Raw genomic sequence first — 18430 nt, forward strand, 5'->3', positions numbered from 1 at the left:
GGGATCGGAGGGGAACGGGGATGGCGGCGAAGACGCGCACGGCAACGGTGAGCGACTCGGGTATCGCGCCGTATGGGATGACGGCCGTCGCGCGCGGGCATTCCTGGGCGGTGGACGAGCCGGGGGAGACCGGGGGGAAGGATTCCGGGCCGGAGCCGTTCGAGTTGCTCTGCGGCGCGCTCGGCGCCTGCACGGCGATCACGGTGCGGATGTACGCGGGGCGGAAGGCTTGGCCGCTCGAACGGATCGCCGTGACCGTGACCTACGAGAAACCCGCCGACACCGCACGGTTCTCGATCTCGATCACGCTGGAAGGGCCGCTCGATCAGGCGCAGCGCGAGCGGCTGCTGGCGATCGCCGGGAAGTGCCCGGTGCACCAGACGCTGGCGAAGGGGGCGGAGATCGTGACGGCGCCGGCGGCGTGAGGGGGGTGCGGGCGGTCGGGTCGCCCGCCTCACCTCATCCACGGCGGCACGGGCAGGCCCTTGCCGCGCAGGAACTCGGGATTGAACAGCTTCGACTGGTAGCGCGCGCCGCCGTCGCAGAGGATCGTCACCACTGTGTGGCCCGGGCCGAGGTCGCGCGCGACCCGGATCGCGGCGGCGACGTTCAGCCCGGCCGAACCGCCGACGCTCAGCCCCTCGTGGATGGTGAGATCGAACACCTGTTCCAGCATCTCCTCGTCGGGAATCCGCACCGCGTCATCGATCGGCGCGCCTTCGAGATTGCCGGGCACGCGGCTCTGGCCGATCCCCTCGGTGATCGAGGTTCCCTCGAGCTCCAGCACGCCGCGGGCCTTCCAGGCGTAGAGCGCACTGCCGGGCGGATCGGCGAGCACGATCCGGACGGACGGCTTCCTCGCCTTCAGCGCGAACGCGACGCCGGCGAGCGTGCCGCCGGTGCCGCAGGCGCAGGTGAACGCATCCACGCGGCCCTCGGTCTCGCGCCAGATCTCCTCGCCGGTGGTGCGGCGATGGCCCTCGCGGTTGGCGGGATTGTCGAACTGGTTCGCCCAGATCGCGCCGTTCGGCTCGCTTGCGGCCAGCTCCTCGGCGAGCCGGCGCGAGACATGCACGTAGTTGCCGGGGTCCTTGTAGGGGGCGGCGGGAACGAGGCGGAGCTCGGCGCCGATCATGCGCAGGAACTCGATCTTCTCGCGGCTCTGCGTCTCGGGCATCACGATAACGGAACGATACCCGCGCGCATTGCCGACCAGCGTCAGCCCGATGCCGGTGTTGCCGGCGGTGCCCTCGACGATCGTGCCGCCGGGTCGCAGGCGCCGCTGCGCCTCGGCATCCGCGATGATCGCGAGCGCGGCGCGGTCCTTCACCGACCCGCCGGGGTTCATGAACTCGGCCTTGCCGAGGATCTCGCAGCCCGTGGCCGCGGAGGCGCGCCTCAGCCGGATCAGCGGCGTGTTGCCGATCGCGCCGACGAGCCCGTCCACCATCGCCATGAGGTCGCTCCTGCCGCTACCCTGTCCGGGTTCGACATCCGTAGAGGAACCGACCGCATGAGCGACGTGCCCGAGGTCTCGCCCGCCGATACCTGGCAGGCCCTGAACGAGGATCCGCGCGCGATGCTGATCGATGTCCGGACGGATGCCGAATGGACCTATGTCGGCATGCCCGACCTCTCGGCGACCGGCAAGCCCGTCGTGCCGATCGCCTGGCAGCTGTTCCCCTCGATGGCCGTGAACCCCGGCTTCGTCGAGGCGCTGCGCGCGGCCGGGCTGACGCCCGACCACCGGCTCTATTTCCTCTGCCGCTCCGGCGCGCGCAGCCTCGCCTCGGCGCGGGCGGCGCGCGCGGCAGGATTCCCCCAGGTCTTCAACATCCGCGACGGGTTCGAAGGGCCAGTGGACGGGCTGAGCCACCGCCGGACGGTCTCGGGCTGGATCGCCTCGGGACTGCCCTGGCGGCAGCGGTAACGCCGCATCCGGTCAGGCTGCGATCAGCCGGACCAGGTAGGTGGCGGCCGAGCCGGTGTCGGCGATGCACTCCACCGCGATCTCGTCCCAGAGCGCGGCGGTGGCGACGGTGGCGTCGGCCGGCGCGAAGGTGACGTTCGCGCCCTTCGCCACGCTCGCGTTGCCGGCGGCGGCGCGGCGCACGACGCAGGCGAAGCCCTTCCCCAGCCCCGCAGGCAGGGTCAGGGTCCGGTTCGTACCGTCGCACTCCACCACCCGCCCGTTGTCCGCCGCGGTCGCGGCGCGATTGCCGGTGAGCGCAGCATAGGAGCCTGCGCCGCCGATCGCGGCGATGGTCGCGGTACGGCTCGCCCCGGTGCCGGCGAAGCTGATCGCGAGGTTCGCCCCGGCCAGCACCATCGCCTCGGTCTGGCCCCGTGCGCTTGCGTTGAAGTCGGTAACGTGCGCCGCGGTGTGGGTGTGGCTGGTACCGGCCTTGCCGTCGAGCGTGGCCTGGAGGTTGGTGACGTCGGCGATGGCGTGGCCGTGCGCGGCGGCCGCCGCGCCCAGCGTGCCGCGCGCCGTGGCGGCATCGGCGTCGTCGAGCAGCGTCCGCGCGAAGCCCGTCACGGCCATCAGCGCTGCGGCATTCGCCCCGGTGTAGTAGGCGACCCGGTCGGCCGCCGGCGTGAGGTTGTCGATCGCGTCGATCGCCGCGGGCATGCCAGTCAGGGCCGACCAGTCGGTCGAGCCGCCGCCCGTGCCGACATCATCGGTGCCGGGCGCCCAGGCCGAGCCGTTCCACTTCAGCACCTGACCCGACGCGGCGCCCGCCTGGGCGAGCTTGCCGGGGGCGATCGTGCCGCTGATGTCCGCCTCGGTGTGGGTGTGCGCGAGATTGGCCTTGGCGTCGAGCGCGGCCTGGAGGCCATTGACGCCGTTGATGGTGTGGTTGTGCACCGTGGCGGCCGCCCCGATGGTCGAGCGCGCGGTGGCGGAGTCGACATCGTCCAGCAGGCTGCGCGCGAAGGGCGTGACGGGGGTCAGGGCCGAAGCCGCCGCGCCGGTGTAGTAGGCGAACTGGTCGGCCGCCGGGGAGAGCCCGTCGATCGCGTCGATCGCCGCCGGAATGCCGGTCAGGGCCGACCAGTCGGCCGAGCCTCCGCCCGTGCCGACGCTGTCCGCCGCCGGCGCCCAGGCCGAGCCGTTCCACTTCAGCACCTGGCCGGAGCTGGCGCCGGCCTGGGCGAGCTTGCCCGGCGCGATCGTGCCGATGATGTCGGCCTCGGCATGGGTGTGCACGGCCGAAGCGAGGGTGGCGCGCACCTGACCCACGGTGAGCTTGACGGTCGTGCCGTTCTGGTTGGCGACCAGCTCGTCGGCGTTGTTGGCGGAGGACGTCGAGGGGTACTGCGAGATTCTGAGAGGACCGGACATCGGCTGCTCCTTGGACGGTCGGGGCGCCGCCGGCACGACGGCGGCATGGACGGGGTGGCGGTCACGCCTCCCCCACGGCACGAGGCATCTCGACGGGGGGCGGGGCTTTGCGGTAGTGGACGAACGCGGGCGGGCCTGTCGGTCCTCGGCGCTGCCGTAGCTCAGTGGTAGAGCACTCCCTTGGTAAGGGAGAGGTCGTGAGTTCAATCCTCACCGGCAGCACCATCCGCCCTGCCCGAGGCGTCGGCCCGGGCGGCACTCAGACCAGCGCGGCGACGTTCACCGAGGTTCCGGCATGCGCGGTCACGTGCAGGATCGAGAACGTGTCGCTCGAGCGCGAGAGCACCATGTCGCCGCGCCGCACCAGGTGCGCCGCCGGATTGAAGTAGCCGGCCGACAGGGTCTGGGTCCGCGTGTCGTTGTCGGTGCGGTAGTGCCACAGCGTGAAGCCGTTGGCGTAGGCGAGCACGGACAGGCTCTGGATCTCGAAAGGCATCGGAACGCTCCTTGGGGCGGGGCTGGAGGAGAAGCGCGGCAGGACCTGCCGGCGGGTGGCGGGCGCCTGAGAGGCGCGGCCGCGGCTTCAGGCTCGGCAGGCAGGCCTAGCCCTGAAGGATCGGTGCGCCGGCCTCGTCGAGGATGGGATTGCCGGCTTCATCGAGGATCGCGTCGCCCGGCAGGTCGGGCGGCTCGATCGGGACATCCCCGACGACCGACGCGACCGCGACCGTTGCCCCGTCATTCGAGCTCACGCGCAGGACCCGGGCCCCGTCCGTCGCGTTCAGCAGGATCACGTCGTCGGGACGCACATAGGTGCGCGCCTCATCGAAATAGCCATCCGCGAGGATCGCGGCCACGCCATCCTCGACGGTGGCGTAGGTCCAGAGTGTGAAGCCGGCGGCGTAGGACAGCACGGCGAGGTTGTTCGGCACGAACGCCATGGCGGGATCGACCCCTCTGCGCAGGGCGGCGCGCCCGACACGGCGAGGCGTCGGGACGGCGGCAAGGGTGAGGTTGGGGCGGCCAGGACGGTGCAGCTCGCAGGGCAGCGATTCCCCGGGGCGCACCACTCCCGTGACGCCGCGCAGGCTGCCAATCATTGGGATTGCAGTCAAGGAAAATATTCACATTGCGGCGTCTCGCACCTTCCGCGCAGGCTGCCGCGACGGGTCGACCGGACGGCCCGGCGTGATACGGTGCCACCCGAGCCTCCGCGCGATCGGCCCCGCGCGGGCTTCCATCAACGAGGGAGAACACCGGGACGATGACCACGCACGCCCCCGCGATGCGCCGCCTCATCCTCGGCGCGATCGCCGCCGGCGCCCTGGCGGCCCTGCCCGCCACGCCGTCCGGCGCCCAGAGCCAGACCGTCAATGTCTACAACTGGAACGACTACATCGACCCCGATGTGCTGGCGCGGTTCCAACGCGAGACCGGCATCACCGTCCGCTACGACGTGTTCGAGAGCCTGGAAACGCTCGAGGCGAAACTGCTCGCCGGGCGGTCGGGCTACGACATCGTCGTGCCCACCAACGAGCCCTCGTTCTCGCGGCTGATCGCGGCCGGCGCGTTGCAGCCGCTGGACCGGGCGAGGATCAAGAACTGGTCAAATCTCGACGCCACGCTGATGCAGCGGCTGGTCGCGTCCGACCAGGGCAACCGTCACGGTGCGATCTATCTCTGGGGCACGATCGGGCTCGGCATCAATGCCGCGCGCATCCGCGAGGTGGCGCCCGACGCGCCGCTCGACTCCTGGGAGCTGCTGTTCAAGCCCGAGCACGCGAGCCGGATCGCGCGCTGCGGCATCGTCATGATGGACAGCCAGATCGACGTGCTGCCGACGGTGCTGCGCTACCTCGGGATCGATCCGAACAGCACCGCAGAGGCCGATCTCCGCCGCGTCGAGCAGACGCTGATGGCGATCCGCCCGCATATCCGCACCTTCTCGACCGGCGGCGCGATCGAGCTGCTCGCGACCGGCCAGGCCTGCCTCGCCTTCGCCTATTCGGGCGATGCGATCCAGGCCGCCGACCGCGCGCAGGAGGCAGGCCAGGGCGTGGAGGTGAAATATGTCGCGCCGAAGGAGGGTGCCCAGCTCTGGTTCGACGTGCTCGCGGTCCCGCGCGACGCGCCGAACCGCGACAACGCGCACCGGCTGATCGACTTCCTGCTCCAGCCCGACGTGATGGCCGCGATCACCAACCACGTGCACTACCCGAACGCGGTACCCGCCTCGAAGCCGATGATCGAGCCGGACATCCTGGCCGACCGCAACGTCTACCCGGCCGAGGAGGATTTCGCGCGGTTCTTCACCGTCACCGCCGTGCCGCAGGCGGTGGAACGCGCGCGCAGCCGCCTGTGGGCGAGGTTCAAGGCCGGCCGCTGAGACGGTGCAGAAGGCGAACCTTGCCCCTCCGGGCGCGCCGGAACCCTGGCGCGACCCGGAGGCGGAGCCCTATCTCCGCATCCTCGGCGTAACCAAGCGCTTCGGCGCGACCGTCGCGGTCGACGACGTCACGCTCGACATCTATCGCGGCGAGCTGTTCTGCCTGCTCGGCGGGTCGGGCTCGGGCAAGACGACGCTGCTGCGCATGCTCGCCGGCTTCGAGCGGCCCGATGCGGGGCGCATCCTGCTCGACGGCGAGGACGTCGCCGACGTGCCGCCCTATGCGCGCCCGGTGAACATGATGTTCCAGTCCTACGCGCTGTTTCCGCACATGACGGTGGCGCAGAATGTCGCCTTCGGGCTGCGCATGGAGGGCATGCCGAAGGCCGAGATCGCCGCGCGCGTCGCGGCGATGCTCGAGCTCGTCCGGCTCGGCGGCATGGAGAAGCGCCGCCCGCACGAGCTCTCGGGCGGGCAGAAGCAGCGCGTGGCGCTGGCGCGCAGCCTGGTGAAGCGCCCCAAGCTGCTGCTGCTCGACGAGCCGCTCGGCGCGCTCGACAAGAACCTGCGCGAGCAGACCCAGTTCGAGCTCGGCAACATCCAGGAGACGACCGGCATCACCTTCATCATGGTCACGCACGACCAGGAGGAGGCGATGACCATGGCCACACGGCTTGCGGTCATGCACCACGGCTATCTCGCCCAGGTCGGCACGCCGGCGGAGGTCTACGAGTATCCGCAGGCGCGCCTCGTCGCGGAGTTCCTCGGCACCGCCAACGTGTTCGAGGGGATCGTGACGGCAGCCGGGGCGAGCGGTGCCGTGGTCGAGTCGATCGCGTTCGATGCGTTCTTCGAAAGCGATACCGATCCGCCCAAGCCCGAAGGCGCGCGCGTGTTCGTCGCGGTGCGGCCGGAGAAGATGCGCGTGCGCAAGGGGGCCGAGCGAGAGAGGCCGGGCACCAACCGCCTGGTCGGCACCGTGCGCGACATCGCCTATTACGGCGACTTCTTCATGTTCGTGGTCGATCTGCCCGGTGGCGGAACGGTACGCGTGAGCCAGCCGAATCAAGCGCGCATCACCGAACTGCCGATCACCTGGGGGGACGACGTGACGGTGGAGTGGCCTCCGCACGCGACCGTGGTGCTGCCGGAATGAGACGTCGTCTGCCCTCCAGCCGAGCGCTGGTGCTGGCACTCCCCTTTGCCTGGCTCGGGCTGTTCTTCCTCGCGCCGTTCCTGATCGTCGCCAAGATCGCGGTGAGCGAGGCGGCGCTCGGCATCCCGCCCTATGCGCCGGTCGCACGCTGGAGCGACGAAGGTGTCGTGTCGCTCGTGCTGAACCTCGGCAGCTTCGCGCTGCTGGTCGAGGACAGCTTCTATCTCGACGCCTATCTGCGCTCGGTCCGCGTGGCGGGCATCTCGGCGCTGCTGTGCCTCGCGCTCGGCTATCCGATGGCCTATGCGATCGCACGTGCCTCCGAGCACCGGCGCAACCTGCTGCTGCTGCTCGTGGTGCTGCCGTTCTGGACCAGCTTCCTGCTCCGCGTCATGGCCTGGATCGGACTGCTCGCCGACAACGGCGTCCTCAACAACCTCCTGATCGGCGCGGGCCTCGTCGCGGAGCCGGTGCGGCTGCTCTACACCGACGCGGCCCTCTATCTCGGCATCGTCTACTGCTACCTGCCCTTCATGGTGCTGCCGCTCTACGCCAACCTGGCGAAGCTCGACCCCGTGCTGCTGGAGGCGGCGGCGGATCTCGGCGCGCGGCCCTGGCGCGCCTTCGTGGCGGTGACGCTGCCGCTGTCGCTGCCCGGCATCCTCGCCGGCATGATGCTGGTGTTCATCCCCGCCGTGGGCGAGTTCGTCATCCCCGAACTGCTCGGCGGCCCGGACGCGCAGCTGATCGGACGGGTGCTCTGGACCGAGTTCTTCACCAACCGCGACTGGCCGATGGCCTCGGCGCTCGCGGTCGTGCTGCTGCTGCTGCTCGTGCTGCCGATCGCCTGGTTCCAGCACCTCCAGGGTCGCGCGACGGGGGGAGGATGAGCGGGCGGCTGGGCCGGGTCTGGATCGCGCTCGGGGTCGGCTATGCCTTCCTCTACATCCCGATCGCGCTGCTGGTGGTGCTGTCGTTCAACGACAGCCGGCTGGTGACGATCTGGACCGGGTTCTCGCTGCGCTGGTACGGCGCCCTGTGGCGCAACGACGCGCTGGTGAACGCGGCCTTGCTGTCGATCCGCATCGCCGCCGTGGCCGCCACCGGGGCGACCGTGCTCGGCATGGCGGCAGGCTTCGCGCTCGCCCGGTTCGGCGCGTTCCGCGGCCGCGGCCTGTTCGGCGCGATGGTCGCCGCGCCACTGGTCATGCCGGAGGTGATCACCGGGCTCAGCCTGCTGCTGCTGTTCGTGGCCATGGCCGAGTCGGTCGGCTGGCCGGGCGAGCGCGGCATCACCACGGTGACGATCGCGCACACCACCTTCGCCACCGCCTATGTCGCGGTGGTGGTGCAGTCGCGCCTGACCGATTTCGACCGCTCGCTCGAAGAGGCCGCGCTCGATCTCGGCGCCCGTCCCTGGCGCGTGTTCGCGCTGATCACCCTGCCGCTGATCGCCCCTGCGCTCGCCTCGGGCTGGCTGCTCGCCTTCACCCTGTCGCTCGACGACCTGGTGATCGCCTCCTTCACCTCCGGCCCTGGCGCCTCCACCCTGCCCATGGTGGTGTTCTCGGCACTGAAACTCGGGCTGACCCCGGAGCTGTTCGCGCTGGCGACCGTGATCATCGTCGTGGTCAGCGTCGGATTGCTGCTCGCCCTGCGTCTGGGCCGGGTTGCGTCCGCCCGGGCCGGCGGCTAGCGTCCGGGGTCGCTCATTCGCCTTGCACAAGGGTTTTCGGGGCCTGCCCGCATGTCGCTCACTGCCCAGCGGCTCGACCGCATCTCGCCTTCGCAGACGATCGCAATCAGCCAGAAGGCGCGTGCACTCGCGGCCGAGGGCCGCGACATCATCAGCCTGTCCGCCGGCGAGCCCGATTTCGATACGCCCGAGAACATCAAGCGCGCGGCGATCGCGGCGATCCAGCGCGGCGAGACCAAGTACACCGACGTCGCCGGCACCAGGGCGCTGCGCGAGGCGATCTGCCTCAAGTTCAAGCGCGACAACGGGCTCGACTACATGCCCGACGAGGTGATGGTCTCCACGGGGGGCAAGCAGGTCATCTTCAACGCGATGATCGCGACCCTCGACCCGGGCGATGAGGTGGTGATCCCGACCCCGTGCTGGGTCTCCTACCCGGACATCGTCAGCCTGGCCGAGGGCAAGCCGGTGTTCGTCGCCTGCCCGCAGAACAACGGCTTCAAGCTGCGTGCCGAGGACCTCGAGGCGGCGATCACGCCGAAGACGAAGTGGTTCATGCTGAACAACCCGTGCAACCCCACCGGCGCCGCCTATTCGGCCGCCGAGCTGAAGGCCCTGACGGATGTCCTGCTGCGCCATCCGCAGGTGATGGTGTTCACCGACGACATCTACGAGCATCTCGCCTATGACGGATTCAAGCCCGCCACGGTGGTGCAGGTCGAGCCGCGCCTGAAGGACCGCACGCTGACGATGAACGGCTGCTCCAAGGGCTATGCCATGACCGGCTGGCGCATCGGCTTCTGTGGCGGGCCGAAGGCGCTGATCAAGGCGATGGACAAGCTGCAGAGCCAGTCCACCTCCAACACCTCCTCGGTCAGTCAGGCCGCGGCCGTCGAGGCGCTGAGCGGGCCGCAGGAGTCGATCAAGGCGATGGTCGAGGTCTACCGGACCCGCCGGGACCTCGTGGTGGAGGCGCTGAACGCCTGCCCAGGTCTCGTGTGCCGCAAGCCGGAGGGCGCGTTCTACGTGTTCGCCGGAATCCATGGATGCCTCGGCAAGACCTCGCCGGGCGGGCGCCGGATCGAGACCGACGAGGACTTCGTCACCGCGCTGCTCGAGGAGGAGGGAGTAGCCGCGGTGCACGGCACGGCCTTCGTGGCACCCGGGCACATGCGCATCAGCTACGCCACCGACACCGAGAGCCTTCGGGAAGCGTGCGGGCGCATCCGCCGTTTCTGCGATGGACTGCACTGAGCCCACGCGCTTCGCCCGAGGTCCCGCCATGCCGGCACTCGCCAACCGCCTGAAGCAGGTCGAGGTCGCGGCCTCGGTCGTGATGACCAACAAGGCGCGCGCGCTGCGCGCGGCCGGGCACACGGTGATCAGCCTCGCCGTCGGCGAGCCTGATTTCGAGACGCCGCCGCATGCGGTCGAGGCGGCACACAAGGCGGCGCTCGCCGGCGACACGCACTACCCGCCGCAGGACGGCGCGCCGGCGCTGAAGGCCGCCGTGCAGCGCAAGTTCAAGCGCGACAACGGGCTCGACTACGCGCTCGACGAGATCATGGTGTCGAACGGCGGCAAGCAGATCATCGCCAACGCCTTCCTCGCCACGATCGACGAGGGCGACGAGATCATCATCCCGACCCCGTACTGGATCAGCTACGCCGAGCAGGCCAAGCTCACCGGCGGCAAGCCGGTGTTCGTCGCCTGCCCGCAGAACAACGGCTTCAAGCTCCGCCCCGAGGACCTCGAAGCCGCGATCACGCCGAAGACCAAGTGGTTGGTGCTGAACAGCCCGAGCAACCCGTCGGGCGCGGCGCTGTCGGCCGACGAGCTGCGCGCGATCGGCACGGTGGTCGCCCGGCACCCGGACATGTGGGTGCTGTCGGACGACATGTACGAGCACATGGTCTATGACGGGTTTGCGTTCACCACCCTCGCCCAGGTCGCGCCCGAGACACGTGCGCAGGTGCTGACGGTGAACGGCGCCTCCAAGGCGTATGCGATGACCGGCTGGCGGATCGGCTTCTGCGGCGGGCCGAAGGCGCTGGTGAAGGCGATGGTCAACGTGCAGGGCCAGCTCTCGTCGGGTGTCTGCACGGTCGCGCAGGCGGCGGCCGCCGCCGCGCTCGACGGTCCGCAGGACGTGGTGGCGGAGCGGGCCGCGATCTATCGCGCGCGGCGCGACCTTGTCGTCGAGATGCTGAACCAGGCGCCAGGCATCGTGTGCCACAAGCCCGAGGGCGCGTTCTACGTCTATCCCAACATTGCCGGCTGCCTCGGCAAGACCTCCGCCGGCGGGCGGCGGATCGAGACCGACTACGACTTCGTGCTGGCCCTGATCGAGGAGCACCACGTCGCGGCCGTGCACGGGGGCGCCTACGGGATGAGCCCCTATGTGCGCGTCTCCTACGCCACAGACACCAAGAGCCTGCGCGAGGCCTGCGCCCGCATCCAGGCGTTCTGCGCGGGGCTCGTCTGACCATGACCACCCTGCCGGGGATCCGCCAGGGCCGGGACGACGACGCCCCCGGCTACATCACGCTGATCGGCGAGTGCTGGTCGGAGTACCCCGGCTGCGTGCTGGACGTGGACGGCGAGGTGCCGGAGCTGCGCCTGTTCGCCACGCATGTCGGCGAGCGCGGCGGCGCGCTCTGGACCGCCGAGGCTTCGGGCCGGATCGTCGGGATGGTCGCGGCCACGCCGATGCGCGAGGACTCCGCGTGGGAGATCGCACGCATGTATGTCGCCCGGCCGTTCCGGGGCACGGGTCTTGCCGCCCGCCTGCTCGCGACCGCCGAGGGCCATATCCGCGCCTCGGGCGCGCGCCGGGTGGTGCTCTGGACCGACACGCGCTTCGAGGCCGCGCACCGGTTCTACGAGAAGCACTCCTTCATCCGGGCGGGCTCGATCCGCGTGCTCGACGACAAGAGCCGCAGCCTGGAGTTCCGCTATGCCAAGCCGGTGGCCGGCACGGTGGTCGAGGTGCTGGACGCCGCCGCCGCGGTCTCGGCCGAGCGGCGCCTCGCCGAGGTGCTGAAGGCCTGCGTCGACGACGGCGCGGTGGTGGGCTTTCTGTCCCCCCTCGCCACCGAGAAGGCGCGCAGCTTCTGGCGCGACCGCGCCGCCGAGGTGGCGGCCGGCAAGCGGGTCATCCTGTGCTGCTGGGTGGACGGCGTGATCGCCGGCTGCCTGCAGCTCGACCTCGACACGCCCGAGAACCAGAGCCACCGCGCCGAGGTGCGCCAGCTGATCGTGCATCCTGCGATCCGCCGCAGGGGCGTCGGCCGCGAGCTGATGGCGCGGATCGACCAGGCGGGGCTCGCGCATGGCCGGCGGCTGCTGGTGCTGCGCACCTGGCCGGGCGGACCGGCCGAGACGATCGTGCGCAGCCTGGGCTGGTCCTTCGTCGGCGTGATCCCAGGCTACGCGATCCGCCCCACCGGCGAGCCGGTGGACGAAGGCTACTGGTGGAAGCGGGTGGAGTAGCGGCTCACAGGAACCCCGCCAGCGCGGCCAGCGTCTCCACCGGCGCCTCCTCGGCGATGTAGTGGCCGGACGGCATCGCCGCGCCGCGCACGTCGTCCGCATAGAGCCGCCAGATCGCCGGCACGTCGTACCATGCGCCGACCCGGCCTTTCGCCCCCCACAGCACGAGCAGCGGGCAGCGTATGCGTTCGCCTGCCGCGCGACTCGCCCGGTCGTGCACGAGATCGATCGTCGCGGCGGCGCGGTAGTCCTCGCAGATCGCCGCGATCGTGCCCGGCTCGTTCAGCGCGGCGAGATAGTCGGCGAAGGCTTCCGGGGCGAAGAAGTCCGGCGGCACGCCGTGCTTGCCGCTGTGGCTCAGCAGCCAGAAGCGTGGATCGGCGGCGATCAGGGTCTCGGGGAAGGGCGCCGGCTGGGCCAGGAAGAACCAGTGGTAGTAGCCCATGGCGAAGGCCATGTCGGCGCGCTCGAAATGCTCGAGCGTGGGGATGATGTCGAGCAGGGCGGCGCGCTCGACCCGGTCCGCGTGGTCGAGCATCAGCCGGTGGCTCACGCGCGCGCCGCGGTCGTGGCCGACCAGCCGGAACCGGTCGAAGCCGAGTCCTGCCATCAGCGCGACCATGTCGTCCGCCATCGCGCGCTTGGCGTAGGCCGCGTGATCGGCCGAGGGCGACGGCTTGGAGGAGAACCCGTAGCCGCGCAGGTCGGGACAGACGACCGTGAAGCGCCCGGCGAGGGCGGGCGCGACCGCGTGCCACATCAGATGCGTCTGCGGGTTGCCGTGCAGCAGCAGCACCGGCGGACCGGCCCCGCCGATCCGCGTGCGCAGCGTGATCCCCGGCGCGACCTCGATGCTGCGGAGTGTGAACCCTGGAAACACCGTCGTACCTCCCGCCCCGCCTGAGAGGACAAAGCCTGGGCTCGGTCCGCGCCCATGGCAATCGCCAGCCGCCTGACCAACGGCCCAGCAACGAGCAAAAAAAGAGGGTCCAGGTTGCCCCGGACCCCCAGTCAACAGGGAGGCTTCACGTCTGGGAGACGAAGGGGTCCGAAGACCCCGGTTTCCGGCAACGTCGCCGGAACTGGCTCGGCCAACGCCGAAACTCCATTAAATCTATCAACGAAGGCGGCTAACCCGTGTGATGTGCGTCAATCGACAACACGGAAGGTAGGCTCGGGATCCATTCTGCTGCATCGCGAAATGCCAAGGGCCGACATGCGTGTGCCGCATGACCGAATCTGCAACCCCGCCGCGAGTCGGATCAACCCCTGTTTGCGCTCGGGACCCTGGTCGGTGCGCGACGGCGCACTCGGATCACCCCTTCTCCGCAAGATGGGTGAGCAGGAAGTCGCGGAACACCGACACGCGCTTCGAGTTCCGGAGCTCTTCGGGGTAGACGAAATAGGCCTCGACCTTCGGCGCCTTGATGTCCGGCAGCACGCGCACGAGCTCGCGCGTCTCCTCGACCATGTAGTCCGGGATCGCCGCGATCCCGAGGCCGCTCTTCACCGCGAGCAGCAATCCGTAGATGGAGTTGGTCTCCAGCACCGGCCGGCGCGTGATGCCCTGGCGTTTGCCCGCATCCAGGACCCAGTTGATGTCGGGGACGGGGGGCCTGTAGTCGCCGAACACGAGCAGGCGATGCTGGTCGAGGTCCTCGGCGCGCTCCGGCACGCCGACTCGCTTGAGGTAGTCGGGCGAGGCGACCAGCATCCAGCTCATCGTCAGCAGGTGGCGCTGGATCAGATCGGGCTGGCGCGGCGGGTGCATCCGGATCGCGACATCGGCCTCGCGCATGGCGAGGTCGAGGTCCTGGTCGTCGAGCACCACCGAGAAGGAGATCTCAGGGTAGCGATCGAGGAAGTCCTTGACCCGGGGAGCAAGCCAGGTCGAGCCGAACGCCACCGTGGTCGTGACCTTGAGCCGGCCGGTCGGCTTCTCCTTGCTCTCGGTCAGCATCGCCTCGGTCATCGCGAGCTTGGCGAACACCTCGCGTACGGTGCGGTTCAGCGTCTCGCCCTGCTCGGTCAGGATCAGCCCACGCGCGTGGCGGTGGAACAGCGGAACCTGGAGCGCCTCCTCAAGCGCCGAGATCTGCCGGCTCACCGCGGACTGCGAGAGGTTCAGCGTCTCGCCCGCATGGGTGAAGCTTCCGGCCTCGGCGACCGCGTGGAAGACCCGCAGCTTGTCCCAGTCGATCATCGTCCTGTCCTGCCCCGGTTCGCGGGCGCAGCGCCACAGCCTGCCCCCCTCCCCGGGACGGAGCGGCAGGGCGGTGCGTCGGCGTTTCGCACCCGGTGCCCGCGGCAGGAGACTCGGCGCCACGGGCGTTGTGATGGTGCCGCCGAGAGGCGGCCGTTGTCACCTGGAATGACAATGTTCCAGGCGTGATCCGACGGCCCGCACCGGCGGGCCGAAGCTCAGTCCGCCGCCAGTGCCGGCTGCGCCGGCGCAGCGGCAAGGAACTTCTCGGCCTCCAGCGCGGCCATGCAGCCCGTGCCGGCCGCCGTGACCGCCTGACGGAACACCTTGTCCTGCACGTCCCCGGCGGCGAACACGCCGGGCACGGAGGTGCGCGTGCTGTCGGGCGCGGTGAGGATATAGCCCTCCGCGTCCATCTCGAGCTGGCCCCTGAACAGCGCGGTGGTCGGGGTGTGGCCGATCGCGACGAACACGCCGTCAAGCGCCAGTTCCTGGGCCAGGCCGGTGCGCGCGTGGCGGAGCCGGAGCCCGGTCACGCCCGGCGGGTCCTCCGTGCCGAGGATCTCGTCCACCACGTGGTCCCAGACGACCGTGATCTTCGGGTTGGCGAACAGCCGCTGCTGGAGGATCTTCTCGGCGCGCAGGCTGTCGCGCCGGTGCACCAGCGTGACCTCGGCGGCGTGGTGGGTGAGGTAGAGCGCCTCCTCGACCGCGGAGTTGCCGCCGCCGATCACGGCCACCCGCTTGCCCCGGAAGAAGAACCCGTCGCAGGTGGCACAGGCCGACACACCGAACCCCTGGAGTTTCCGTTCGGACGGGATGCCGAGCCAGCGTGCCTGCGCGCCCGTGGCGATCACCACCGAGTCGGCGAGGTAGCGCGTCCCGGAGTCGCCAGTGGCGCGGAATGGCCGGCCCGAGAGGTCGATCGCCGTGACGATGTCCTCGATCACCCGGGTGCCGACATGCTCGGCCTGCTTGCGCATCTGCTCCATCAGCCACGGGCCCTGGATCACATCGGCGAAGCCCGGGTAGTTCTCGACATCGGTGGTGATCATGAGCTGCCCGCCCGGCTGGAGCCCGGCGACCAGCACGGGCTTCAGAGCCGCGCGCGCCGCATAGATCGCGGCCGTGTAGCCGGCAGGCCCGGCGCCGATGATCAGCACCGGCGAGGTGATCGTGTCCGCCATCGCCTCCTCGTTCTCGGGGTAACGAAGATATTGCCCCGGGCGCGGCAGGAGCAAGGCGAGCCAGTGCCGCCCGGTGGCTTTCCTGCCCAGGGATTCGGGAATAATCTTGCGCGGATAGACCCCCGGGAAACGTTCAGGACTATCCGATGCGCAAGTCTCCGGCCGCAACCCCCGTGCTGGACGGGATCGACCGTCGCATCCTCGCCGAGCTCCAGGAGGACGGGCGGATGACGAATGTCGAACTTGCCCGGCGCGCCGGCATCTCGGCGCCGCCGTGCCTGCGGCGGGTGCGGCGGCTCGAAGAGGCCGGCGTGATCCGCGGCTACCACGCCGAGACCGACGCGGCGATGCTCGGCTGGGAGGTGCTGTTCTTCGCCGTGGTGGGGCTCGACAGCCAGCGGCAGTCGGTCCTGGACGCGTTCGAGCAGATGGCGAACGCCTGGCCCGAGGTGCGCGAGTGCCACATGATCCGTGGTGGCGGAGACTTCCTGCTGAAGCTGGTGGCGCGCGACACCGCGCATGAGAACGAGCTGACGCGCCGGCTCACCGAGGCGCCGAGCGTCACCCGCGTGACCACGCTTCAGACCATCCGCACCGGCAAGGATGTCGCCGGGGTGCCGATCCCGCGCGACTGACCGGCGCGTCACGGGGTCAGAGGGAAGAACGGCGTCAGAGGGAAGAGGAGTGCGATGAGGCTTCAGGGACGCACGGCCATCGTCACGGGTGCCGCGAGCGGGATCGGGCGGCGCATCGCCGAACGCTTCGCGCTCGAGGGCGCGAGGATCGCGATCGCGGACCTCAACCGCGACGCCGCCGAGGCCGCGGCGGAGGCGATCCGCAGGCCCGGCGCGGAGGCGATGGCGGTGGCGATGGACGTCGCCGACGAGGGGGCCGTGCAGGCGGGAGTGGGGGCGGTGCTGACCGCCTGGGGGCGTGTCGACATCCTGGTCAGCAATGCCGGGATCCAGGTCGTGCACCCGGTCGAGGAGTTCAGCTTCGCCGAGTGGCGCAAGGTGGTCGGGATCCACCTCGACGGCGCGTTCCTGCTGACCCGAGCCTGCCTGCCCTCGATGTATGCGAACGGTCATGGGCGGATCATCTACATGGGGTCGGTGCACTCCAAGACCGCCTCGGTGCTGAAGGCGCCCTATGTGGCAGCGAAACACGGGCTGATGGGGCTCGCGCGCGTCGTGGCGAAGGAGGGGGCGAAGAAGGGGGTGACCGCGAACGTGGTCTGTCCCGGCTTCGTGCTCACGCCCCTGGTCGAGAAGCAGATCCCGGAGCAGGCCAGGGAGCTCCACCTCTCCGAGGACCAGGTGGTCAAGACCGTCATGCTCAAGGAAACGGTGGACGGCGAGTTCACCACCGTCGACGACATCGCCGAGGTAACGCTGTTCTTCGCCGCTTATCCGAACGCGGCGCTGACCGGGCAGAGCCTGATCGCGAGCCACGGCTGGCACATGGAGTAGCGAGGCGGCATTCGCGGATTCAGCTGGGCGCGACCGCCCCGCGCCGCGCGCGCGATAGCCGGTCGCCAAAGATCAACACTTTGGCGATTCGGTATCAGAGATACCCCGCCGCGCGCAGCGAGGTGATCCCGGTCCGCCCGACGATCAGGTGATCGCCGACCGCGATGTCGACGATCGCGCAGGCGCGGCTGATCTCCTTCGTCAGCGCGATGTCCTGCCGGCTCGGCCGCGCATCGCCCGAGGGATGGTTGTGCACCAGGATCAGCTTGGCGGCGTGGAGTTCGAGCCCGCGCTTGATGACCTCGCGCGTGTGCACGGCAACGAAGTCAAGCGTGCCGCGTGCCTGAAGGTCGTCGGCGAGCAGCCGGTTGCGGTTGTCGAGGTAGAGCACGCGGAAATTCTCGACCCGCTCGCTCGCGAGCGAGGCGTAGACATAGGCCGAGAGCTGGTCCCAGTCCTCCAGCACCAGCCCGTCCTGCATGCGTGTGCGCAACAACCGCACCGCGGAGGCGTTCACGGCCTTGATGCAGACCGCCTGGTCGCGGGTGAGCCCAGCGCGCCGCGTGAGTTCCGCGATCGGCGCGGCGAGCACCTCGGCATAGCCCTCGAACGTGGCCATCAGCCGCTCGGCGAGACGGCGCGCCTCATCCGGCGTCGCGACCAGGGTCAGGAGGAACTCGAGCAGGGTGCGGTCGTCGAGCTGATCGGCGGCCTGCGCGACCACGAAGGCGTAGCGGTTGGTCGCGTCGAGGGTGGCCGGCACCTCCTTCGACAGGTTGTCGTGCGCCATGCTGTCATGCAGCGCCGCGGCCAGGGTTCTTGCGATCCCGGCATCGGCCGGCGGCGCAGCGTCATGCTGGCGCTGCTCGGTCAGCCGCGACAGCCGCGCGGTGAGAGCTTGGCGTTCCTGCTCAGAGACCTTGAGCCGATCGCGCAGCGTTTCCGCCTCGACCGCGCGCCGTCGCCGCTCGACCGCGCTGGCGGCGGCACGCCGCACCACGTCGATCACCTCGGCCATGCGGAACGGCTTCTTGATGAAGTCGAAGGCACGGACACGCACGGCGTCGATGGCGACGTCGGCGGTGGCCCCGCCCGTCATCACAACGACTTCGATCGCAACGCTCTCCTGACGGTCCCAGAGCAAGTCGCTCGCCAGCGAGATTCCGCTCTGCTCGGGCATCCGGAAATCCGTCAAAATAACGCAAATCGTGGTGTCGCCTTTGATCAGAGTCCAGGCCTGCATCGGTGAATAGGCCGGGATGACTTCGAAGCCATGCTGTGAAAGACCAAAGGTAATGAGGTCGACAATCGCCTTTTCATCGTCGACAACAAGAATTCTCGGTCTATCCGACTCAATAACCTGAGTTCCGGCGCCGTCGCCGTCCAGTTTCTCGATGCCCCGCCGCGCCATTGTCGACCTTCGCCCAGCTGTGTGGAGGGCAGTCTAGTGCGGCGGCATCGGCGGTGACACGGGATATTTGCATTAAACCGGCAG

General features: G+C 69.8%; 19 protein-coding genes and 1 tRNA gene. 12 read left to right on the top strand and 8 right to left on the bottom strand.

The window, feature by feature from the left end; all coding sequences use genetic code 11:
* Positions 1-20 precede the first annotated feature (20 nt).
* The gene (locus ACTIFU_RS05350; protein WP_439577260.1) at positions 21-425 is read left to right on the top strand and encodes an OsmC family protein; all 405 of its coding nucleotides are present in this window, start codon (positions 21-23) and stop codon (positions 423-425) included.
* Between the two features lie 29 nt (positions 426-454).
* On the opposite strand, the gene ACTIFU_RS05355 is transcribed toward ACTIFU_RS05350, so the two are convergent.
* Positions 455-1456 (bottom strand): cysteine synthase A, encoded by a 1002-nt coding sequence (locus tag ACTIFU_RS05355; protein ID WP_439577261.1) that lies wholly within the window; start codon positions 1454-1456, stop codon positions 455-457.
* 57 nt (positions 1457-1513) lie between these two features.
* Here ACTIFU_RS05355 and ACTIFU_RS05360 point away from each other — a divergent pair, with 57 nt between their 5' ends.
* A complete protein-coding gene (locus ACTIFU_RS05360; RefSeq protein WP_439577262.1) occupies positions 1514-1930 on the top strand; it encodes a rhodanese-like domain-containing protein in 417 nt (138 codons plus the stop codon).
* A gap of 12 nt (positions 1931-1942) precedes the next feature.
* Here ACTIFU_RS05360 and ACTIFU_RS05365 read toward each other — a convergent pair whose 3' ends face one another.
* Positions 1943-3346: a hypothetical protein gene (locus tag ACTIFU_RS05365; protein WP_439577263.1), complete on the bottom strand. Its 1404-nt coding sequence runs from the start codon at positions 3344-3346 to the stop codon at positions 1943-1945.
* A gap of 150 nt (positions 3347-3496) precedes the next feature.
* Here ACTIFU_RS05365 and ACTIFU_RS05370 point away from each other — a divergent pair.
* Positions 3497-3571: transfer RNA gene (locus ACTIFU_RS05370), tRNA-Thr, on the top strand.
* A 34-nt stretch (positions 3572-3605) separates the two neighbouring features.
* On the opposite strand, the gene ACTIFU_RS05375 is transcribed toward ACTIFU_RS05370, so the two are convergent.
* Together ACTIFU_RS05375 and ACTIFU_RS05380 are read right to left on the bottom strand one after the other, a co-directional pair.
* Positions 3606-3842 carry a hypothetical protein gene (locus ACTIFU_RS05375; RefSeq protein WP_439577264.1) on the bottom strand — a complete coding sequence of 79 codons (237 nt, stop codon included), beginning with the start codon at positions 3840-3842 and terminating at the stop codon, positions 3606-3608.
* Between the two features lie 106 nt (positions 3843-3948).
* Positions 3949-4287 carry a hypothetical protein gene (locus ACTIFU_RS05380; protein WP_439577265.1) on the bottom strand — a complete coding sequence of 113 codons (339 nt, stop codon included), beginning with the start codon at positions 4285-4287 and terminating at the stop codon, positions 3949-3951.
* 323 nt (positions 4288-4610) lie between these two features.
* Between ACTIFU_RS05380 and ACTIFU_RS05385 the strand changes: the two genes are divergently transcribed.
* From ACTIFU_RS05385 to ACTIFU_RS05415, 7 genes are read left to right on the top strand one after another with little or no spacing between them, the layout of a single operon-like run.
* On the top strand, positions 4611-5732 hold the full coding sequence (locus ACTIFU_RS05385) for a polyamine ABC transporter substrate-binding protein (protein WP_439577266.1): 1122 nt from the start codon (positions 4611-4613) through the stop codon (positions 5730-5732).
* Positions 5733-5736: 4 nt separating this feature from the next.
* Positions 5737-6888, top strand: coding sequence for an ABC transporter ATP-binding protein (locus ACTIFU_RS05390; RefSeq protein ID WP_439577267.1), 1152 nt, complete (start codon positions 5737-5739; stop codon positions 6886-6888).
* Complete coding sequence (locus tag ACTIFU_RS05395) at positions 6885-7778, top strand: ABC transporter permease subunit (RefSeq protein ID WP_439577268.1); 894 nt, start codon at positions 6885-6887, stop codon at positions 7776-7778. Before ACTIFU_RS05390 ends, ACTIFU_RS05395 begins: the two co-directional genes overlap by 4 nt.
* A complete protein-coding gene (locus tag ACTIFU_RS05400; protein ID WP_439577269.1) occupies positions 7775-8584 on the top strand; it encodes an ABC transporter permease subunit in 810 nt (269 codons plus the stop codon). Before ACTIFU_RS05395 ends, ACTIFU_RS05400 begins: the two co-directional genes overlap by 4 nt.
* Positions 8585-8635: 51 nt before the next feature.
* Positions 8636-9838, top strand: coding sequence for a pyridoxal phosphate-dependent aminotransferase (locus tag ACTIFU_RS05405; protein ID WP_439577270.1), 1203 nt, complete (start codon positions 8636-8638; stop codon positions 9836-9838).
* A 28-nt stretch (positions 9839-9866) separates the two neighbouring features.
* Positions 9867-11069 carry a pyridoxal phosphate-dependent aminotransferase gene (locus tag ACTIFU_RS05410; RefSeq protein WP_439577271.1) on the top strand — a complete coding sequence of 401 codons (1203 nt, stop codon included), beginning with the start codon at positions 9867-9869 and terminating at the stop codon, positions 11067-11069.
* 2 nt (positions 11070-11071) lie between these two features.
* Positions 11072-12076: a GNAT family N-acetyltransferase gene (locus ACTIFU_RS05415; RefSeq protein WP_439577272.1), complete on the top strand. Its 1005-nt coding sequence runs from the start codon at positions 11072-11074 to the stop codon at positions 12074-12076.
* Between the two features lie 4 nt (positions 12077-12080).
* On the opposite strand, the gene ACTIFU_RS05420 is transcribed toward ACTIFU_RS05415, so the two are convergent.
* From ACTIFU_RS05420 to trxB, 3 genes are all read right to left on the bottom strand, one after another.
* A complete protein-coding gene (locus tag ACTIFU_RS05420) occupies positions 12081-12956 on the bottom strand; it encodes an alpha/beta fold hydrolase (protein ID WP_439577273.1) in 876 nt (291 codons plus the stop codon).
* A 435-nt stretch (positions 12957-13391) separates the two neighbouring features.
* Positions 13392-14279, bottom strand: a complete 888-nt coding sequence (locus tag ACTIFU_RS05425; protein ID WP_439577274.1) for a LysR family transcriptional regulator — start codon at positions 14277-14279, stop codon at positions 13392-13394.
* A 218-nt stretch (positions 14280-14497) separates the two neighbouring features.
* Entirely contained in the window at positions 14498-15466 is a 969-nt protein-coding gene (trxB, locus tag ACTIFU_RS05430; protein WP_439577275.1) for a thioredoxin-disulfide reductase, read from the bottom strand.
* Positions 15467-15612: 146 nt separating this feature from the next.
* Here trxB and ACTIFU_RS05435 point away from each other — a divergent pair, with 146 nt between their 5' ends.
* Positions 15613-16101, top strand: coding sequence for an Lrp/AsnC family transcriptional regulator (locus ACTIFU_RS05435; protein ID WP_439577276.1), 489 nt, complete (start codon positions 15613-15615; stop codon positions 16099-16101).
* 54 nt (positions 16102-16155) lie between these two features.
* Positions 16156-16935: a 3-hydroxybutyrate dehydrogenase gene (locus ACTIFU_RS05440; RefSeq protein ID WP_439577277.1), complete on the top strand. Its 780-nt coding sequence runs from the start codon at positions 16156-16158 to the stop codon at positions 16933-16935.
* A 94-nt stretch (positions 16936-17029) separates the two neighbouring features.
* Here ACTIFU_RS05440 and radC read toward each other — a convergent pair whose 3' ends face one another.
* Complete coding sequence (gene radC / locus ACTIFU_RS05445; RefSeq protein WP_439577278.1) at positions 17030-18346, bottom strand: RadC family protein; 1317 nt, start codon at positions 18344-18346, stop codon at positions 17030-17032.
* Positions 18347-18430 lie beyond the last annotated feature (84 nt).

This window comes from Elioraea sp. (genome assembly GCF_051860475.1).
Taxonomy (GTDB): domain Bacteria; phylum Pseudomonadota; class Alphaproteobacteria; order Acetobacterales; family Acetobacteraceae; genus Elioraea.